Origin of the sequence: Bartonella sp. ML69XJBT, assembly GCF_028618515.1 — a bacterium.
Lineage (GTDB): Bacteria > Pseudomonadota > Alphaproteobacteria > Rhizobiales > Rhizobiaceae > Bartonella.
In genome coordinates this window covers 137766-155193 of sequence record NZ_JAQITB010000002.1, presented here as the reverse complement: position 1 = coordinate 155193, position 17428 = coordinate 137766, and the positions used below count along the sequence as shown (strand labels likewise).

At 37.2% G+C, this 17428-nt stretch carries 11 protein-coding genes and 6 pseudogenes; 7 read left to right on the top strand and 10 right to left on the bottom strand.

The features are described 5' to 3' along the window. Positions 1-709: 709 nt before the first annotated feature. Positions 710-1511: pseudogene (locus PVV68_RS01410) on the top strand (tyrosine-type recombinase/integrase); the annotation flags it as partial. Here PVV68_RS01410 and PVV68_RS01405 read toward each other — a convergent pair. The 6 genes and pseudogenes from PVV68_RS01405 to PVV68_RS01380 form a co-directional block, all read right to left on the bottom strand. Beyond that, positions 1509-1726 (bottom strand): annotated as a pseudogene (locus tag PVV68_RS01405) (Arm DNA-binding domain-containing protein); the annotation flags it as partial. The pseudogenes PVV68_RS01410 and PVV68_RS01405 overlap by 3 nt on opposite strands. A gap of 257 nt (positions 1727-1983) precedes the next feature. Then, positions 1984-2443, bottom strand: a pseudogene (locus PVV68_RS01400) (hypothetical protein). Further along, positions 2440-3302, bottom strand: a pseudogene (locus tag PVV68_RS01395) (ParB/RepB/Spo0J family partition protein). The pseudogenes PVV68_RS01400 and PVV68_RS01395 overlap by 4 nt, the downstream one beginning before the upstream one ends. Then, positions 3302-3700, bottom strand: coding sequence for a hypothetical protein (locus PVV68_RS01390; RefSeq protein ID WP_273719935.1), 399 nt, complete (start codon positions 3698-3700; stop codon positions 3302-3304). Before PVV68_RS01390 ends, PVV68_RS01395 begins: the two are co-directional and overlap by 1 nt. Next, entirely contained in the window at positions 3684-3824 is a 141-nt protein-coding gene (locus PVV68_RS01385) for a hypothetical protein (RefSeq protein WP_273719933.1), read from the bottom strand. The genes PVV68_RS01390 and PVV68_RS01385 overlap by 17 nt, the downstream gene beginning before the upstream one ends. 73 nt (positions 3825-3897) lie before the next feature. Beyond that, positions 3898-4203 carry a helix-turn-helix transcriptional regulator gene (locus tag PVV68_RS01380; RefSeq protein WP_273719932.1) on the bottom strand — a complete coding sequence of 102 codons (306 nt, stop codon included), beginning with the start codon at positions 4201-4203 and terminating at the stop codon, positions 3898-3900. Positions 4204-4350: 147 nt separating this feature from the next. Here PVV68_RS01380 and PVV68_RS01375 point away from each other — a divergent pair. Beyond that, positions 4351-4882 (top strand): annotated as a pseudogene (locus PVV68_RS01375) (helix-turn-helix domain-containing protein). Positions 4883-5397: 515 nt separating this feature from the next. Here the strand turns inward: PVV68_RS01375 and PVV68_RS01370 are convergent. Then, positions 5398-5682, bottom strand: a pseudogene (locus PVV68_RS01370) (XRE family transcriptional regulator); the annotation flags it as partial. A gap of 1483 nt (positions 5683-7165) precedes the next feature. Here PVV68_RS01370 and PVV68_RS01365 point away from each other — a divergent pair. Further along, positions 7166-8566 (top strand): amino acid permease, encoded by a 1401-nt coding sequence (locus PVV68_RS01365; protein ID WP_273719930.1) that lies wholly within the window; start codon positions 7166-7168, stop codon positions 8564-8566. A 100-nt stretch (positions 8567-8666) separates the two neighbouring features. Here the strand turns inward: PVV68_RS01365 and ilvC are convergent, their stop codons facing one another. From ilvC to PVV68_RS01350, 3 genes are all read right to left on the bottom strand, one after another. Continuing rightward, positions 8667-9686 (bottom strand): ketol-acid reductoisomerase, encoded by a 1020-nt coding sequence (gene ilvC, locus PVV68_RS01360; protein ID WP_273719929.1) that lies wholly within the window; start codon positions 9684-9686, stop codon positions 8667-8669. Positions 9687-10663: 977 nt separating this feature from the next. Next, a complete protein-coding gene (locus tag PVV68_RS01355; RefSeq protein ID WP_273719928.1) occupies positions 10664-11398 on the bottom strand; it encodes a pyridoxine 5'-phosphate synthase in 735 nt (244 codons plus the stop codon). A 77-nt stretch (positions 11399-11475) separates the two neighbouring features. Further along, the gene (locus tag PVV68_RS01350; protein WP_273719927.1) at positions 11476-12597 is read right to left on the bottom strand and encodes an ATP-dependent RecD-like DNA helicase; all 1122 of its coding nucleotides are present in this window, start codon (positions 12595-12597) and stop codon (positions 11476-11478) included. 1039 nt (positions 12598-13636) lie between these two features. Here PVV68_RS01350 and PVV68_RS01345 point away from each other — a divergent pair. From PVV68_RS01345 to PVV68_RS01330, 4 genes are all read left to right on the top strand, one after another. Next, a complete protein-coding gene (locus PVV68_RS01345) occupies positions 13637-14563 on the top strand; it encodes a D-2-hydroxyacid dehydrogenase family protein (RefSeq protein WP_273719926.1) in 927 nt (308 codons plus the stop codon). Between the two features lie 221 nt (positions 14564-14784). Then, the gene (locus PVV68_RS01340; protein ID WP_273719925.1) at positions 14785-15810 is read left to right on the top strand and encodes an MFS transporter; all 1026 of its coding nucleotides are present in this window, start codon (positions 14785-14787) and stop codon (positions 15808-15810) included. A 369-nt stretch (positions 15811-16179) separates the two neighbouring features. Further along, complete coding sequence (locus tag PVV68_RS01335; protein ID WP_273719922.1) at positions 16180-16686, top strand: hypothetical protein; 507 nt, start codon at positions 16180-16182, stop codon at positions 16684-16686. Beyond that, positions 16649-17020: a TauD/TfdA family dioxygenase gene (locus PVV68_RS01330; RefSeq protein ID WP_273719920.1), complete on the top strand. Its 372-nt coding sequence runs from the start codon at positions 16649-16651 to the stop codon at positions 17018-17020. The genes PVV68_RS01335 and PVV68_RS01330 overlap by 38 nt, the downstream gene beginning before the upstream one ends. Positions 17021-17428: the final 408 nt, after the last annotated feature.

Here is a 17428-nt window from a genome sequence, read left to right as displayed (position 1 = left end):
TTTTGTCTGTTTTAAAAAAACCCAAAACCCCTACAAAACCCTCTTAAATATATATTAAAGATTGTATTTATGTGTTGTGTTTAATACAGGTTGTTTATTTGAAACATTAACTTATTGAAATATAATAACTTTTATTTTTGACTAAAAAATATATATAAAGGAGGGGTAAAAAGAACACCCATAACCCCCTAAACCCCCTAAACTATAACCATAATGATCTTGATAGCATTTCTTATGATGATACCCCCTTTCTATTGAAAGGCTTTAAGAGATCACATGCTTTTTTAAGATGTGTTTTTATCATTCTCTAAAATTATAAATTTATCCATTTAAGTGAACTGATAAAATTCATTAAAGGGATTTGGATAACGTAATCAGTTTTCATTTTCATATGCTTTTCATAAAGCACGTTTTAATCACTCACTAAAATGATCATTTTGTCAGTTCAATTTACTGACACAAACTGACAAAAGTCTATTAAAAGGGATTTTGCTAATCTCTATAAATATCAATCTCTCTTTAAATGTTTTTATGACAACAGATTGATTTATATAGATAATTTACTGTTCTGCATGTTGAATTAAAGACCCGAATATAGTAAGGTTTTCTCATTCTAAACCCTCTCAGATTGAATCAATTAATATCACTTGCTTGCACGTCAAAAGTGGGATGAATGTGTGGATAAAATTTGTATAAGAAAGGACTAAAAATGGCTCTTATGAATCCGCCTTAATGCAAGGGCTGTAGCAACATTGGGAGCTGGCAAATATAATGATGGTGCTGGCTTGCTTCTTCATAAGCGTAAAGATGGAGGTGCTCAATGGCTTTATCGTTATACCATTCACGGACGTCGTCGTGAAATGGGATTGGGTGCCTTAAGAGATGTCTCTTTAAAACAAGCCCGTGAATTGGCAACTGGGTGGCGTTCTATTTTACGTGAGGGTCGTGATCCCATTAAAGAACGTGAGAAACAAAAGCGTGAGGCAATAAGCAATCTTCATTATTTAAAAGATATTGCTTTAGAGACTTTTGAAAGTCGTAAAACTGAATTAAAAGGGGATGGTAAAAATGGACATTGGTTTTCGCCTTTACGTCTTTATATTCTACCAAAATTAGGCTGTTTACCGGTTTCAGAGATTACGCAAATAGAGATACGCAATACCCTTGCTCCCATTTGGCATACAAAAGCAGCAACAGCTAATAGAGCTCTTATTCGTTTCAATATGTGTCTCAAACATGCGGCTGCATTAGGTTTGGATGTTGATTTACAGGCAACAGAAAAAGCACGCGCGCTCTTAGGTAAACAACTCCATAAAACACAAAATTTTCCAGCCATGGATTGGAAAGATGTTCCTGCTTTTTATCAGTCACTCTGTAAAACACAAAACATAACACAACTGGCTTTGCGTTTGCTTATTCTTACAGGCGTTCGTACCAATTCCTTGCGTCATATTCGTGAAGATCAAATTGATGGGGATATATGGACTATTCCTGCTGAGAATATGAAAGGAACGCCATTGATTTGCTAATTCACGAGTTTTTTTTAAGAAACATTTCGCAACGCACCCAAGCCCATTTCGCGACGACGTCCGTGAATGGTATAACGATAAAGCCATTGAGCACCTCCATCTTTACGCTTATGAAGTAACAAGCCGGCACCATCATTATATTTGCCAGCCCCCAATGTTGCGACAGATCTTGCATTAAGACGGTTCATAAGAGCCATTTTTAATCCTTTCTTATATAATTTTTACCCACACGCCAGCCCCGCTTGTGACATGCAAACAAGTGATTTTCATTGATTTAAGATAAGCAGGTTTGAAATAAGAGAATCTTAGGTTATTCGAGGGTCTCATTCAATATGAATAACGCTAAATTATCATTATAAATCAATGTCTTGACCGTGGTTTTCAAGGCTTTTATAGGTAGATGTCAACCCTGGCAAAGCCGCTTCAGCCAACTCAGCAATACTAAACCATTCTTTCATGGCTGCCCCCGTCTAATACGAACCGGAACCGCACGCATGGCTTTCAACCGCGCCGCAATCTCACGCTGTTCCTGCTGCAATCTTGCAATTTTTGCCAAACCCGCTTCATCCCCTTGCAACAGCAACAATCCATCTTCACTCACCACCTTATCCCAAAGCCAAAAGGCGCCCGTCGCCAGCACAAAAGCTTTAAAGCGCGGCAAGGAAATATCCACCTGCTTATTTTCCGCTACATAAGCATCCAAGCTTGCCTTACTCAAACAACCAATGCCTAAATAATGCGCCATACGCTCTGCAATCTCATTGCGCTCAACCCGGCATTCTCTCAAAGCTCGCGCCATCGCCCGCTTAATGCGAGAACGAAACCGCTCTAAATCAATCTGCGCAACGGGTTCACGTGCAGGGAAAACCCGGCTTTTGGAAAAAATCAAGCTGTTGGAAACCATGCGTCTTCATGCCTGCTCCTCCTCCCGTTCTCTTGCAAGATAATCACAAAACCGCGCCCGTGCCTGTGCATCCGCTCTCTGCCACACCCCTAATAACTGAGCAAAAATCCGTTCCTGTTCATTAATTTGCGGAGGTGTATTAACGCCATTGACCAAATCAACAGCCCGCCGTAAATCCCCCTCAACCTGTTGCAAAGCAACCGCCACCCGCCGCTGCGCGCAACCGACTCCATCTTTGCCAACTTCAACAACTGCGCTTGTTTATCCGCCAACGCCGTCCCCCGCAAAATAGAGCGCAACTCCGGCTGTAAATACTTGGAAATGCGGTTGAGACGTTTTACAACATCTTGAGAAAAACCAATGCGATCCGCCACATGTTTAGCAAAAGATAAAACTGTCCCTTTGCCATCTTCTCCCTCTATTTGAGCAATAGGTGCAAGTTGCACCAATTGCTCTTTTTTAACTGTATGTTGATTGCTACCGTCCCCACCAACCTTAATCTCCCCATACTTCTTTTCCCACAATTCGCGGTAAGTCTGGATAAACAAGGCACGGTCAATAACAGACAACTCATTGCGAAAGAGGTTTTCAGCAACTTCTAAAAGCGCAGCATTGTCCTTATCAGCCTGCACCACAACGGCATCAATGTCACTATAGCCCAAAAGCTCAGCAGCACGAAGCCGGTGCGCACCAACAATAAGTGTGTAATTACCCTCTTTAGCATTGGGGGTATGGCGCACCGTAATCGGATTCATCAATCCCTCCCGCGCCATCGATTGCGCAAGCGCCTTGGCATGCTCATCATCAACAGGGCGTATACGCTCCGGTACAACAATCACATCAAGAGCAAGCTTTTGAAACTGTGCCATCACGCCGCCGCCTTTCTGATCTCTTTAAAGAATAAATCCATCGCACGCCCCGCCCATCTTCGATAAGCTTTAGCAAATACAGGTTCTTCCAAACGCCGATTAATGACTTGCAAAGCAAGGAAAATAGCAGTCTGCTTCCGTATTTGCATGGCAACAATACGCCGCCGCGGCACCTCAAACTGATAATGCAAAATATGAATAACAATCTGTCGTGCTAATACCGCATCAAATAAGCCATGCAGAGGGTCAATAATATATCGGATCGGTACATGCCGAAAGCTACCACTCACGGCTTTTAAAGAACAGGAAAGCATCATTTGTAGCCGTTCAGCTTCCGAATACGGATTAAAAATTTCTCTTTTTGCCTCGGGCGTCCATAAATTACAAGCAGCAACCATAACCACCCCCTATAAAAACAATATGACCACCATTTAATCGCCAGAACCAACCCATCCAAACGGCTGTTCTATGATGCAACTCTATGCAATTTATCTTGCCTATTTCGTACTGATCTTTAGACATTGATAAACCTTTTTATCTTATGGTATTTAAATTCATGGCAAATGCGCAAAAACGCAAAGCCGTGTAACGAAGTTTAAGCAGCATTACCGCGCAAAGCAGAATGCGCACCCGAATCTGTATTGGCATGTTTTGCTGCTTTAAAAATGCGACGGCGACTTTTGGGGTAGCGGTCACTAAAAACCTGCTCGACGGGCAAACCGATAAAATCGGCAATAGCGCGTTCGGCTTTCTCGTTAGGCCGTGTCCAAATGTGTTGAACACTGGATGACGAGAGTTGATAAGCTTTCGCGAGCTTCACCAAGGTCATGTTACGGCGGCGTAGCTCAGCTAAAATACTATGGCGATCCCATACTTGAATGCATGTTTGGGTGGTTGTCATAAACTTTCGCTCCTGCTTCAAACGGATGCTGCAACATCCGTTTTTTGTGGGGTTAAATGTATAATAAACGCCCTCTATATCGGGCGGTAATTAAAGGTATATCTACAAATGGGATATTAGTCAGCCCCATTTGTAAACATTTATAATATGAGACGACAAAAAAATGAGCCCAAAACTGCATTAGCAAAACGACTCACAGAAGTTAGAAAGCTTGTGGGCTTATCTCGTGATATATTTTCTCTTAAAATTGGTATCAGTATTCAAGGGCTTGGAAATTACGAACGCGGTGATAGAACTCCAGATGCAACGGTTTTATCAGCATATAAAGAAAAATTTGGAGTAAACCTGAATTGGCTTTTGACCGGTGAAGATGCAATGTTTATAGACATGATGATGGCTCGGTCTTTCAATATCTCTCCTCCTACCATTCCTGCTGGTCTCATGAAAAAACTTGGGCGCATAGCTTATACAACCTATCGCGATGCAAAAATTAAACTCCCCCCCCCCCGAAGATATAGCGGAACTCGCAGCGGAACTTTATAAAAAACTGCAAGAGCTTGTTCAAGACATCAACGATAGCGAAGAAATAGAGCTTACCTTGCCTCTTCTAAAATTGCATTTAAAGCGTCAAATAGAAGCTGAAAGAGCACATCTAGAAACTACACAAAATACGGCTTAATGCCTCTCTAAAATGAAAAATACAGGCGCGTTTCTCTTTACATTAAGAAACTTAAATAATACATTGTTTTTAAATAATTATTTTTACAAAAAATAGAAACGCGCCATATGGCGCATATCTTTTTTGCTTTTTTGGTCATTTTGGGCTGATTTTGCAATCCGCTTCACACTTTATCGGATTTTTTTCAAAGGGTCTTCAAAGGCGGTTTTCTGGGCTTTCACAGACTTTTCAAAATTTTTCACAGGGTTTTCAAAGACCTTTCAAAGCCTTCTCTCATTTTTACCATGAAAACGCACTTTTTTCTGATTTTCGGTAATTTTCGCAATTTTAGGTGTCAAAATACAATTTTACAAAACGCGCCTTTAATGGTAAAAATAACCATAAAAACAACAAATTACCACCTATTCCTAACTAATCCCACCTCTTCCCACTTAGTACAAAACCTACTGTCAAACTACATTTAAGGTGAGGGATGCTAAAATAAAAATGAGGGACTAGGATTTTCTAACACGCGTCTACAAAGCGCGTGCTTCGCCGAATGCTTCTAAGTGCTTTGGGGATAAGCCATCTGAAAGTCTTATAAACGCAACGACAGTTTCATGTTACAATGGAGTCAAAAGTTTGATGGTGAAATTCTTACGACAACACATATTGGCTTCTTTTTTAAAGAGAGAAGCCATAGCCTTATCTAAGCTATAAAGCTCTATGACCTTGTCTTCCATGCTAACCGATACTGATTTTCTGCCAATCTCGACAGAAGATAAAAATGTTACAGATATATCTAACTTTTTAGCCATATCTCAACACGTATTACATTTCTTCCCACGTAATGCAAAACCTACTGTCCAATTCCAGTCATAAATAGTTTTTCGACTGTATGGATCTTTTTTAAGATACGGAATGCATAAATAAAAGTTCAGGAATAAGATTTTCAAACCTTGTTCTACAAAATATGCTTTTAGCAAATTATTTCTTATATTTCTTTGAGTACAGCTAAGTTCCTTTGAGGTAAACTATTTAAAAATCTAACAAGTGCACCACAACAGTTTCATGTTTTAATAGATCAAAAACATTGACTATAAAAACTTTGCCACAAACTTTTGCTACTCTAAAAAGAATTGTAGTTTGACACTAGATTTATATCAATTGATTTTTTTCAAAGGATTTGGCTTTCTCACCTATTTAAATGTCAAATATTGTTGTTTTTTGTAATTTTACACTCTGCTTTATTTTCTGCTAACAAAATACTTTTGCAAAACAATACATTGAATGATAAAATTAAGGGGTATTACCTATTCCCATCTAATCCTATCTTGTCCTGTTTAGTACAAAAACGAGTACTAAACTACACTTAGTAATGAAATGAAAGAAGAGAATTTTGCATGTCTCTTGACAAATTCTTTTTCTTTGTTCTGTTAATTCAAAAAATTCTGCTAAAAAGTTTTTGAGAAAACTATCAAACACTCTAACAGACACCCCCATAACTTTGCCACTCAATGCTCAACAAGAACTTGTTACCAAATTATTATGATAAATGACTGTCTTTAACCTTTAAAAGAAGCTTCCTCTTTTGATCAAACCATATAAAAACGAATCTCTTATCATTTATACAGAAGAAAAAATACTACAAATACACTGTATTTCTCTCACAAGCTTTTATATCTTCAATGCGAATCCCTCATGATCTTTTATCGAAGAGTGCAAATATCTAAATGGAATTCTTATTCACAATTTAAAAATAATAGGTCCTATAGATTTCTCACTTACCTAGCGCAAAAGAGAAAATTATTCTTCTATTTATGATACCAAATAAAATGATTATAAAAAGCATTTAAAATTCTCTGCTATCAGTTTTTTAGTAAGATGATAATATATACTCTATTTAGCTGAAAATAAAACTATTTCTCTGCTACAATATCTAAAACAACTCATTACAGCTTACAGCCCTTAATTATATAGTCAGGATTTACCATAACCCACGAACTGTTTCTTAATAATTATTTGAGACAGACAAAAAGTAGCTGCCATAATAATACCAAGCCTTTATTATCAACCATTTATCATTTATTTTAACTGCCGTCTAAAATGCTGCACTCAAATACCTGTCACGTTGTTTTAAAAAATTTACATCTTTGTTATTTCTATACTTTTTTTCTTTATCCACATCAAAGCAACAAAAAATGTTTTTCCCCTTTACTCCTCATTTATATCATGCTTCGATAAGTAAGATTACTTTTCCAATGTAATTTTGAATCTTAAAAAATTAAAGGGAACCTTCAAAAAATGAATAATACACAAAATTTAGAAGCTGATCCGCATAAAAGATTGCAACGTGGACTAGATAACCGTCACGTACAACTTATAGCCCTCGGTGGTGCTATTGGAACAGGTCTCTTCATGGGATCAGGAAAAACAATCAGTGTAGCAGGACCTTCCATTATACTCGTTTACGCTATTATTGGTTGTGCACTATACTTTGTCATGCGCGCTATGGGAGAATTGTTGCTTTCTAATCCACAATATCGGTCTCTGGTTGATTTTTCAACCGATATGCTTGGACCAGGAGTTGCTTTTTTTGTTGGCTGGAACTATTGGTTAAGCTGGGTTGTGACTGGAGCTGCAGATATTATTGCTATCATTAACTATATGCATTTCTGGTGGCCAACACTCAATCCATGGATTGTTGTTTTTTCTTGCATTGGCTTCTTTTTAATCCTCAATCTCCTTGCCGTAAAATTTTTCGGTGAACTTGAATTCTGGTTTGGTCTTATCAAAGTCGTAGCAATTTTAGCATTAGTTATTGTTGGATTTTATATGATTGCTACAGGCTTTACGACTCCAAATGGTACTGTTGCTTCTCTTAGTCACGTGTGGAATGGTGGAGATATATTCCCTCGAGGAATTACAGGTTTTTTTGCCGGATTTCAAATTGCCATTTTTTCTTTTGTTGGTATAGAAATTGCCGGCACAACTGCAGCTGAGGTGAAAGAACCTAAAAAAGTTCTCCCTAAAGCAATTAATGCAATACCGGTTCGTATTGTACTCTTTTATATCTTTTCTCTCACTGTGATTATGTCAGTTACACCTTGGGATCAAATTGTTCCAGAAAACAGCCCCTTTGTCTCGATGTTTTGGCTTGCTGGCATTCCAATAGCTGCTGGTTTGGTAAACTTTGTCGTTCTGACTTCGGCTGCCTCTTCAGCAAATAGTGGTATTTTTTCCACCAGTCGCATGATATATGGGCTGGCAACACAAAAAGGTGCACCTCCGATTTTGGGTAAGCTTTCCAGATACCATGTTCCAGCCAATGCCCTCTTCTTTTCTTGCTTATGTATTTTATTAGGATATACAATTGCATCCTCATCTCCAAGCATCATAAGCGCTTTTACAATTGTGACCTGCATTTCAGCGATTGCATTTCTATTCGTATGGTCTGTCATTTTGATTAGCTATATTGTCTATCGTCGCAATCACCCTCATCTACATACTGAATCCGTCTATAAAATGCCGGGAGGTATTATCGTGTGCTGGATTGTTTTAGTGTTTTTTGCTTTCATGCTCTATTTGTTGACATTAGAACCTGATACCCTAACAGCTTTAAAATACAGTACATTCTGGTTTATTTTCCTAGGCATAATGTATTTTTTATTTATAAGAAAAAAAACAGCTCCAAAGAATAAATAAAATTTATACATAAAAAAACATATTAAAAAAGGGTAACTTCGGTTACCCTTTTTGTATATAAAGCATAAAAGCTGTTTACATAATATCCTTATTAAAAACTTCAATTACGCTCTTTATCAACCAAGGCATTAGATTTTATCCAAGGCATCATAGAGCGGAGTTTCTTACCCACTTCTTCAATAGGGTGACTATCATTTAAACGCCGCATAGTTTTAAAGTGAGCAGCACCAGCTTTATATTCTTGAATCCAATTTGATGTAAATTTGCCCGTCTGAATATCTTTCAAAATACGCTTCATTTCTACTCTTGTTTCATCGGTAATCACGCGTGGGCCAGACATATATTCTCCCCACTCCGCTGTATTGGAAATTGAATAATTCATATTTGCAATGCCACCTTCATACATAAGATCAACAATCAATTTAACCTCATGTAAACACTCAAAATAAGCCATTTCTGGCGCATAACCTGCTTCTGTTAGTGTTTCATAACCTGCTCGAATAAGCTCAACAAGACCACCACAGAGAACCGCTTGTTCACCAAAAAGGTCCGTTTCGCATTCTTCTTTAAATGTTGTTTCAATCACCCCTGCACGTCCACCACCAAGACCACATGCATAAGACAATGCCACATCATGGGCTTGTCCTGATGCATCCTGTGCAACTGCAATTAAGCAAGGAACACCGCAACCCCGTTGATATTCATTGCGGACAGTATGGCCTGGACCTTTAGGAGCAATCATCACAACATCAACTGTTTTTTTAGGTTCAATGAGGCCAAAATGAATACTCAAGCCATGTGCAAAAGCAATGACCGCACCATCACGCAAATAATCATGAATATGTTCTTTATAAATATCCGCTTGTAATTCATCTGGTGTTGCCATCATAATAAGATCTGCCCATTTTGCAGCCTCAGCAACACTCACAACTTCAAAGCCATCTACTGTAGCCTTTTTAGCTGTCGCCGACCCTGCACGCAAAGCAATTTGCACATTCTGAACACCGGAATCTTTTAAGTTTAAAGCATGTGCACGCCCTTGTGAACCATAACCAACAATGGCTACTTTTTTTCCTTTTATCAAATCAACATTTGCATCACGATCATAATAAACACGCATAAAAATACTTCCTTCTTTCTAACATTTAAACTAAATTTCAGATTATTTTTATTCAATAAAAAGTAAAAAACGACCTTCAGTGCTTCACACACTATAAATAACAGAAACACTGCTTATAATAACAAAGCAATTGGGCAATCTTTTAAAATTTATACACTGCATAAAAAACTATGGCCCCCAACCTTCCAAGAACCTATCTGGATTCCCAAATAGGCTTCAAATGCTGCTCTACAAAAACGATATATTGTACAAAAAAACGCTTCTGAAAAGAAATACATGTAATAAAGTTCTCTTCTTCTGCATCATGAGGCATGTATCCTTAAAACTAAAGATACACCATACGATTTTAACATGAACCAAATCAAAATGGATAGCAAGAAAAATTATAAATAAAGGACATCGTTTTTATATTTTATCCTGAGCACACTATCTCAATTTTTCCTTTCCCATAATCAATAACATTCTTTGTACAGCCATTAATTTTGCCAGCCCTATTACAGGTAATATCATGTATTTTTGCTGAATACCTTTTCAATAGAGCAATTACAGCAAAGTATTTATACCGATCAATATCTGTACAATTTTATCAAACATTGCTCTTTTTAAAAAGCTCCGAAGCAACCACTGCTTATCATGTATGATGATACTCCTCACTGCATAGCGACCATAAATTTAAAAGTTTTTTCTTCTCCAAAAACATTCTCAAAAACGAATAGAAATCTTATGTTTCTCATAAAATCTACTGTTGAGTTCCTGCTCTTTTAAAAGAGGGCGCCAAAGCTACAAAGCTTTGTTGTCTTCCGTTCCGAACGAATATAATGAAAATCATTGCCGATTATGTGTAATGAAGCATGGTATTGCTGTTGCTATCATTATACATGCAACAATGTTATTTCACAAAACCTATGCAAAATCATTTTTTTACAAAAAAACAGAACTGTATAAAAACGCACTATGTCTTATTGTATAGAGAAAAATCACCCCAATAGCCGAATGAAACGTTGAACAGTGTTATGCATTCCATACTCTAACGCATCAGCAATAAGCCCATGCCCAATAGAAACTTCATCAAGCCAAGGAATATGATGAACAAGAGCAGGCAGATTTGTCATTGTCAGATCATGCCCTGCATTAACACCAAGCTTCAGCTCTTGAGCTTTTCTTGCTGCTAAAACAAGCTTATTGAGTTCTTGCTCCTGTTTTGTCTTATCGTTAAATGCTCCCCCATAAGGTCCAGTATAAAATTCCACGCGATCAGCACCAATCTCTTTAGCAATATCAAGACCATCAACAATAGGATCAGCAAACAGTGATACCCGAATTTTTCTTGCTTTCAAGCGTTGAATAATAGGTGCTAAAAATTCTGCATGACGCGCAAAATCCCAACCATGATCAGAAGTTGATTGTGCAGGATCATCAGGTACAAGAGTAATCTGATCAGCATACTTTTCTGCTCTATCCAAAAACGTCTCGCTTGGATAACCTTCAATATTAAATTCAGCACGAGGAAACATGCTGTGAATTAAACCATGTATATCTGGTAAATCAGCAAAACGAATATGTCTTTCATCAGGACGTGGATGAACTGTCAAACCCGCAGCACCAGCTGTAAGTGCTATATGCCCAATATTGTTGATATTTGGCCAAGGAAGATTACGCCGATTGCGCAAAACAGCAATAGCATTAAGATTAACAGAAAGTTTGATTGCCATACACACTCCTCTATTTCTATACTTAAAGACAGAAAAAAGACCCTCAGCCCTATAATTCCAGAAAATAAAATCTTTATCTAGCGAACAATTGTTAAACGCTCTGCCGCACGCGTAATTCCTGTATAGAGCCACCGCGCATACATATCGCGAAATGCAAAACTCTCATCAAACAAAACAACATTATCCCATTGAGATCCTTGTGCTTTATGAACAGTTAATGCATATCCATAATCAAAATCATCATATCTCTTTTTTAACGCCCACGAAATCTCATGATCAGGATTTTCAAACACTGCTTTTAAAAGCTTAATTTTCGCTACCCCACGCTCGCTTTCTTCTGGTTTAATAAGAAGGCTCATACTTGGCTTAACAGTTTCCTTCTGCGAAGTCATCACTTTCCATAAAGAACCATTCAATAAGCCTTTAGGAGGATCATTGCGCAAACAAACAAGCTTATCTCCTGCTTGAGGATAATCTGATGTAAATCCCTTCAGCGCACGCAAACGCTTATTATAAAGATGGCGTGTTCGGTTAATTCCTACCAACACCTGATCAGCTTCCAACACCAATTGTTGATCCACTTCTTTGCGTGTAATAACGCGCGCTGCTCCATAATCACCATAAGTAATATCACGTCCTTCACGCACATCCATAGCCAAACGGACAATCGGATTATCACGTGCTTGCCGATGAATTTCTGAAAGAAGAAAATCCGGCTCACCATTAGAAAAAAAGCCCCCTCCTGAGATAGGAGGCAATTGGCCTGGATCACCCAGAACAAGAATAGGTGTTCGAAAGCTCATTAAATCACGTGCCAATTGTTCGTCCACCATCGAACACTCATCAACAATGATAAGCGCAGCTTGCGCAGCAGCACTTTTCCGATTGAGTGCAAATGTCGGTGCAATAGACTTTTTCCCTGTTACTTCGTCGGAAACTTCTTCTTCTCCACGCGGACAATAGATCAACGAATGAATAGTACAAGCATTGCTTGCACCTTTAGAACGCAAAACCTGTGCCGCTTTTCCTGTAAAAGCAGCAAATTGGACAAAGCCATCAACTGTTTCAGCAAAATAGCGCGCAAGTGTCGTCTTGCCTGTCCCCGCATAGCCAAAGAGGCGAAAAAGTGGAGAACGCCCTTCCTTCAACCACGCACCAACAGCCTTCAATGCATTATCCTGTTCCCGTGAAAACTGCATAGCTTACCAACATAAGATTTGCATAAAAAGAGCAGTATTTTGAAAAAAAACGACTATCAAGAAAAACTTTTTTATTAAGAATTGCTGACACACGCCCATCTAACAACTTTCGTAGCACAATTATCAATTATTTACCCATTGCTTTTTCAAGATATTGTAACAATCTAAATTTTATCTATACATCGATCTTCTTTGTAACACCTTATACTTATCAAATAAAATATCATTTTTTACAACAGTAACACCAACAATGGAATATGCATATCTTAAATTTAAAATAACACCTCTATACACTTTTTCTAACCAAAATTTAGAATGAGAAAAAGAGCATTGCAATTGCAAAACCCTTGCTAGAAAAAATGTCCTTAACAAGATAAAAATAATGTAATTTTATGAATACTATTTTACACAATCAATCGGCTTTCTTGCACATAAAAATAAAGTACATCCACTCTTACGAAATAATAATGAAATATATCAAGAACCTTTTGGCAGAAAGAGAAATAGCTCTCAACAAGCCTAATTAATTCTATGATGATACAGCTATAAAGTTCCTATCTCCCTCTTATCATGATTTTAATAAATTGACTCTTCATGCTACAAATAAGTTATATCTCAACGATAAAGAGAGACATCACGCTTATATGAAGCACGCTTTATCTCGCACAAATATGAAGCTTTTTCTGTTTCGACAATAAAATCTGGTTCGTAAGTATGACCTTCTTGCTAGTCTATTATAAGGAAACTGGGACATGGTTTCATGTCCAGCGTAGCACTTCAGGTTTGTCCCCGAGAATATGAGAAAAGCGCAATTCTCCATCTACTGCGTCAAACTTTTTCTTTTTGTCGCAATGTGTTAAAGTTTATAAAGACTAACTGATTAATACTATTCTTATTGCTAGAAATACAATGAAATCAAGGTGTACAATTTGTTAATAGCTTGGCATTATGTCAAAATATCAGCGATCAGATTGCTTTTTGGTTGTTTTAGAAATGAAATAATGGCTCAAATATTGATGAATGAAACGGGGGATTTAAATTGAAAATATTAATTCCAGATGACTATCAAAAAGCCACCCTAACATTACAGTCTATTAAAAAATTAATGAAATCGCATGAAGTGCTGGTTATAAATAATTTAGCTCAAGAATGTGATTTAGAAGATAAGCTCAAAGAGATAGATATTCTTATCTTAATCAGAGAACGGACTATAGTTGATAGAAATCTTCTTCTGAAACTGCCAAATTTAAAATTAATCTGCCAAACAGGCCCTATAGGTTCACATATTGACATAGAAGCTTGTAGAGACTTAGGAGTTGAAATATTAGATGGTGGTGGAGATCCAACTTCTGCTGCTGAATTTGCCTGGCTCTTAATGATGTCTTCGCGGAGAAAACTCTGTAAATCTGTGTCTGATATGAAAAAAGGACGATGGCAAACAACATTTGGCAACCAAATGAAAGGGGCTACTCTTGGAATATTCGGGTTTGGACATATCGGTAAAATGGTTGCTCAATATGCTCAAGCTTTTGGCATGTCCATTTTGGTTTATGGGAGCGAGCGTTCAACGCAAGAAGCAAAAAATTTAGGTTATCATTTTACGCATTCAAAAGATGAATTTTTTACACGTCCTGACATTATATCCGTACATTTACGTTTAAGCGATAAAACCAGAGAAATCATTCAATTAGATGATCTATTGCGCATGAAACCTCATGCTCTTTTTGTCAACACGGCGCGTTCAGCTTTGGTTGAAAAAGGGGCGATAGAAAAAATACTAAGTTTGGAAAATTCAACTTACTTTGCACTGGATGTTTATGACAGCGAGCCAGTATATGAGAGCAAATTATTGCAATCAGAGAGAGTTCTTTGCACACCGCATCTGGGCTATGTGACTGAAGAAAGCTTTGAGAATTATATGGAAAAAGCTTGCCAAAATATAGCATATTTTATGAAGAGCGCTTAATGCCGGCTGAGCTAACGTTTGTAAAATTTATCTTAATCGCTAGCGTATCAAATTTGCACGACACATAATAGCTTATTTCCTTAAATGAAGCATATTCCTTAGCTTGTATATTAATACCAATCATATTAACAAATTTTTATGTCATCCGCACAAAATACCTCATTTATTGTTGCAATCATTATTAAAAAGACTACCAATATCCTTTCATTGTAGGGGGCTGAGTGAGCAATCATCAATTTATAGAAAAAAATTATTATCGATGGATTGTATTGCTTGTTGCCACTATCTCTCAAGCATCAGCCTGCTTCTTTGTTCAAGGGATTGGTCCTTTAGCTGAATTTTTTAAGAAGGATTTCTCGCTGAGTGACTCTCAAATAGGTTTGCTGTCTTCAGCAGCGCAATTCCTACCTATTATTGGCTTACTTATAGCTGGCGAATTACTAGACAAGTTTAACGAGCGCTATATTGTTGGCGTTGGCGCACTCGGCGTTTCTGTCGCTCTTTTGTTGGGAGCAATCGCAGATAACTATATTTTCCTTTTGGTTTGTTTGCTCATTGTAGGGGGATTTTATAGTTCTGCTCAACCTAGTGGCGCTAAATCTGTTTCTGCATGGTTTCCACAATCGCAACGCGGATTTGCAATGGGAATAAGGCAGGCGGGACTACCATTAGGTGGGGCATTAGCTGGGATGGTTCTTCCTGCGAGTGCGCTTGTCTATGGCATACAAGGTGCGTTTTTGGTCGGTGCCATCGTTTCTTTTTTAGGGGGATGTATCTTTATTATCTTTTATCACGCACCAGCAAAAGTTGTCGCTATCGTTCCAAAAAGCAAGGCAAAAGTTTCGTTCTATGCAAATGTAAGGTCTCGTCTTGCGATGTTGGCTGCGCCGCATATGAAGAATATTATTTTTTCAGGCGTTTCACTTGTGATCGTCCAATATGTTTTAACCATTTTTATAACTGTTTATTTTTATAGAATCTATCACCTGCCTCTAGATAAAAGTGCTTATTTGTTTTTTGTTTCACAGGCTTCTGGTGCCTTAGGAAGAATTATTTTAGCAGCGTGGAGTGATCATTGTAAAAAAGGACGATTTTTTCCTGTCTTGTTTTACATGATTGCAGTCGTTTTTGGATTTTTAATATTAATTTTGGGCATGAATGGATCCATAATTTATTTAACTCTTTTATCTGCTTGGTTAGTTTTTTTTGGATTAGGATGGTATGCCCTTGGGTTGCTTATATTGTAGACTCCTCGCCGAAAGAAAGCGTTGGCTTTTCTCTGGGATTAGCAATGTCTGTCAATCAAATCGCAATTATTGCTGCTCCACCATTATTTGGATTAATCCAAGATTTTACAGACACTTATTTACTAACATGGTTTATTTTAATTTTAATGATTGTTTTTTCACTTTTCTTAATAAAAAAGTAGGGGAATATAATTGGGGAGGAAATTGCAATGATAAATGAAAATACTTTTGAGTTGAGCAATGTCGAAAGAGACAATCTTTGGGAGGCTTTAGATCATATTATTTATGATCCATACGGTGGTATTGAATATTCGGTTAAGCTAAAAAATAGCATTTTCGCTGCTACCACATAGAATCTTGGCAATTCTTATGAATCAAAAGATGTCTATTACCCCTAGACCATATTTAATCTTTGAAAACCTTCCTATTGATAGAAAAATTAATACGTCACCTAATCCTTATAATTTAGATGCGTCTTGTAAAAGCGGTTATATAAGCGAAAATTTAATTATGATGTTTTCTTTATTAATCGGAGAGCCTTATTCAATTAAGTTTGAAGGCGAACATATAGTAAATAACCTAGTTCCTTTAGAGGATAATAAAAAAGATTATACAGGATTAGGATCTGAAGTTGAGTTAGATTCTCATAGAGAAAATGCTGCACTAAAATTTATAAAAGGTTTAAATTTATCTCCTAAAGGGATACTTTTAACCGGTGTTCGCAATGATGTTGATGGCCCGTTAACGAGAATATCTGATGCACGTCTAGCTTTAAAACTTTTAAGTAAAGAGGATTTGAGGAGTTTAAGGGATAATTTATATATAATTAATGTTCCCTATGAGATGGAGAAAAAATGGGGTAACCTCTACAAGTAAAGTGCCCCTCATTCAAGGGGACAGTGAATTCCCAGATATCAGCGCTGTTTTTTATCCGGACATGTTAGAACCACAGTCAAAAAAAGCCAAGGACGCTTTAGATCATTTTTATGAAGCTATTAAGGCTGTATCTTTTGGAATTGATGTACAACCAGGAAGATTATTATACATTGATAACAGAATGGCTCTACACTCTAGAGATAAATTTTCTGGATCATTCGATCGTTATAAAAATCCAATGCGGTGGATTCAAAGAATATTTGTGTCTGCAGATTTATGGAATTATCGATATGTAGAACAAATAAAAGAAAGAGTCTTTGATTTTCAATGCTAATGTCCTGATAATGATATGATGTTGAATATTATTCTGATTTATATATCTTGACGACACATTTTATATGTAGAAATTTCTCCCACATAATCAGGTGAGGTTACTACCTGATTATAAGCTATAGTGGCCAATTAATTTTCTATGTCTGCATTTGATCTTTGTTATTTTTGCCCTTCCTTCCAAGCCGCTAGGGGGATTATCCTATCAACCCCTTAAAAGAGTGATTTGGAGTAATTTCATAATGCGAAACCAAAACATAGTGACAAACTTTTCTATTGTTTTCACAAGTATGACGGTTTGCATAGTTGCACCTTTCAAGCACGGTAGCTTTTTTTCTTGCACAATGGAATCTTTCATATATTGAGATAACGTAATTAATTTATAACAGATAATGCAATATATTATCTAAAA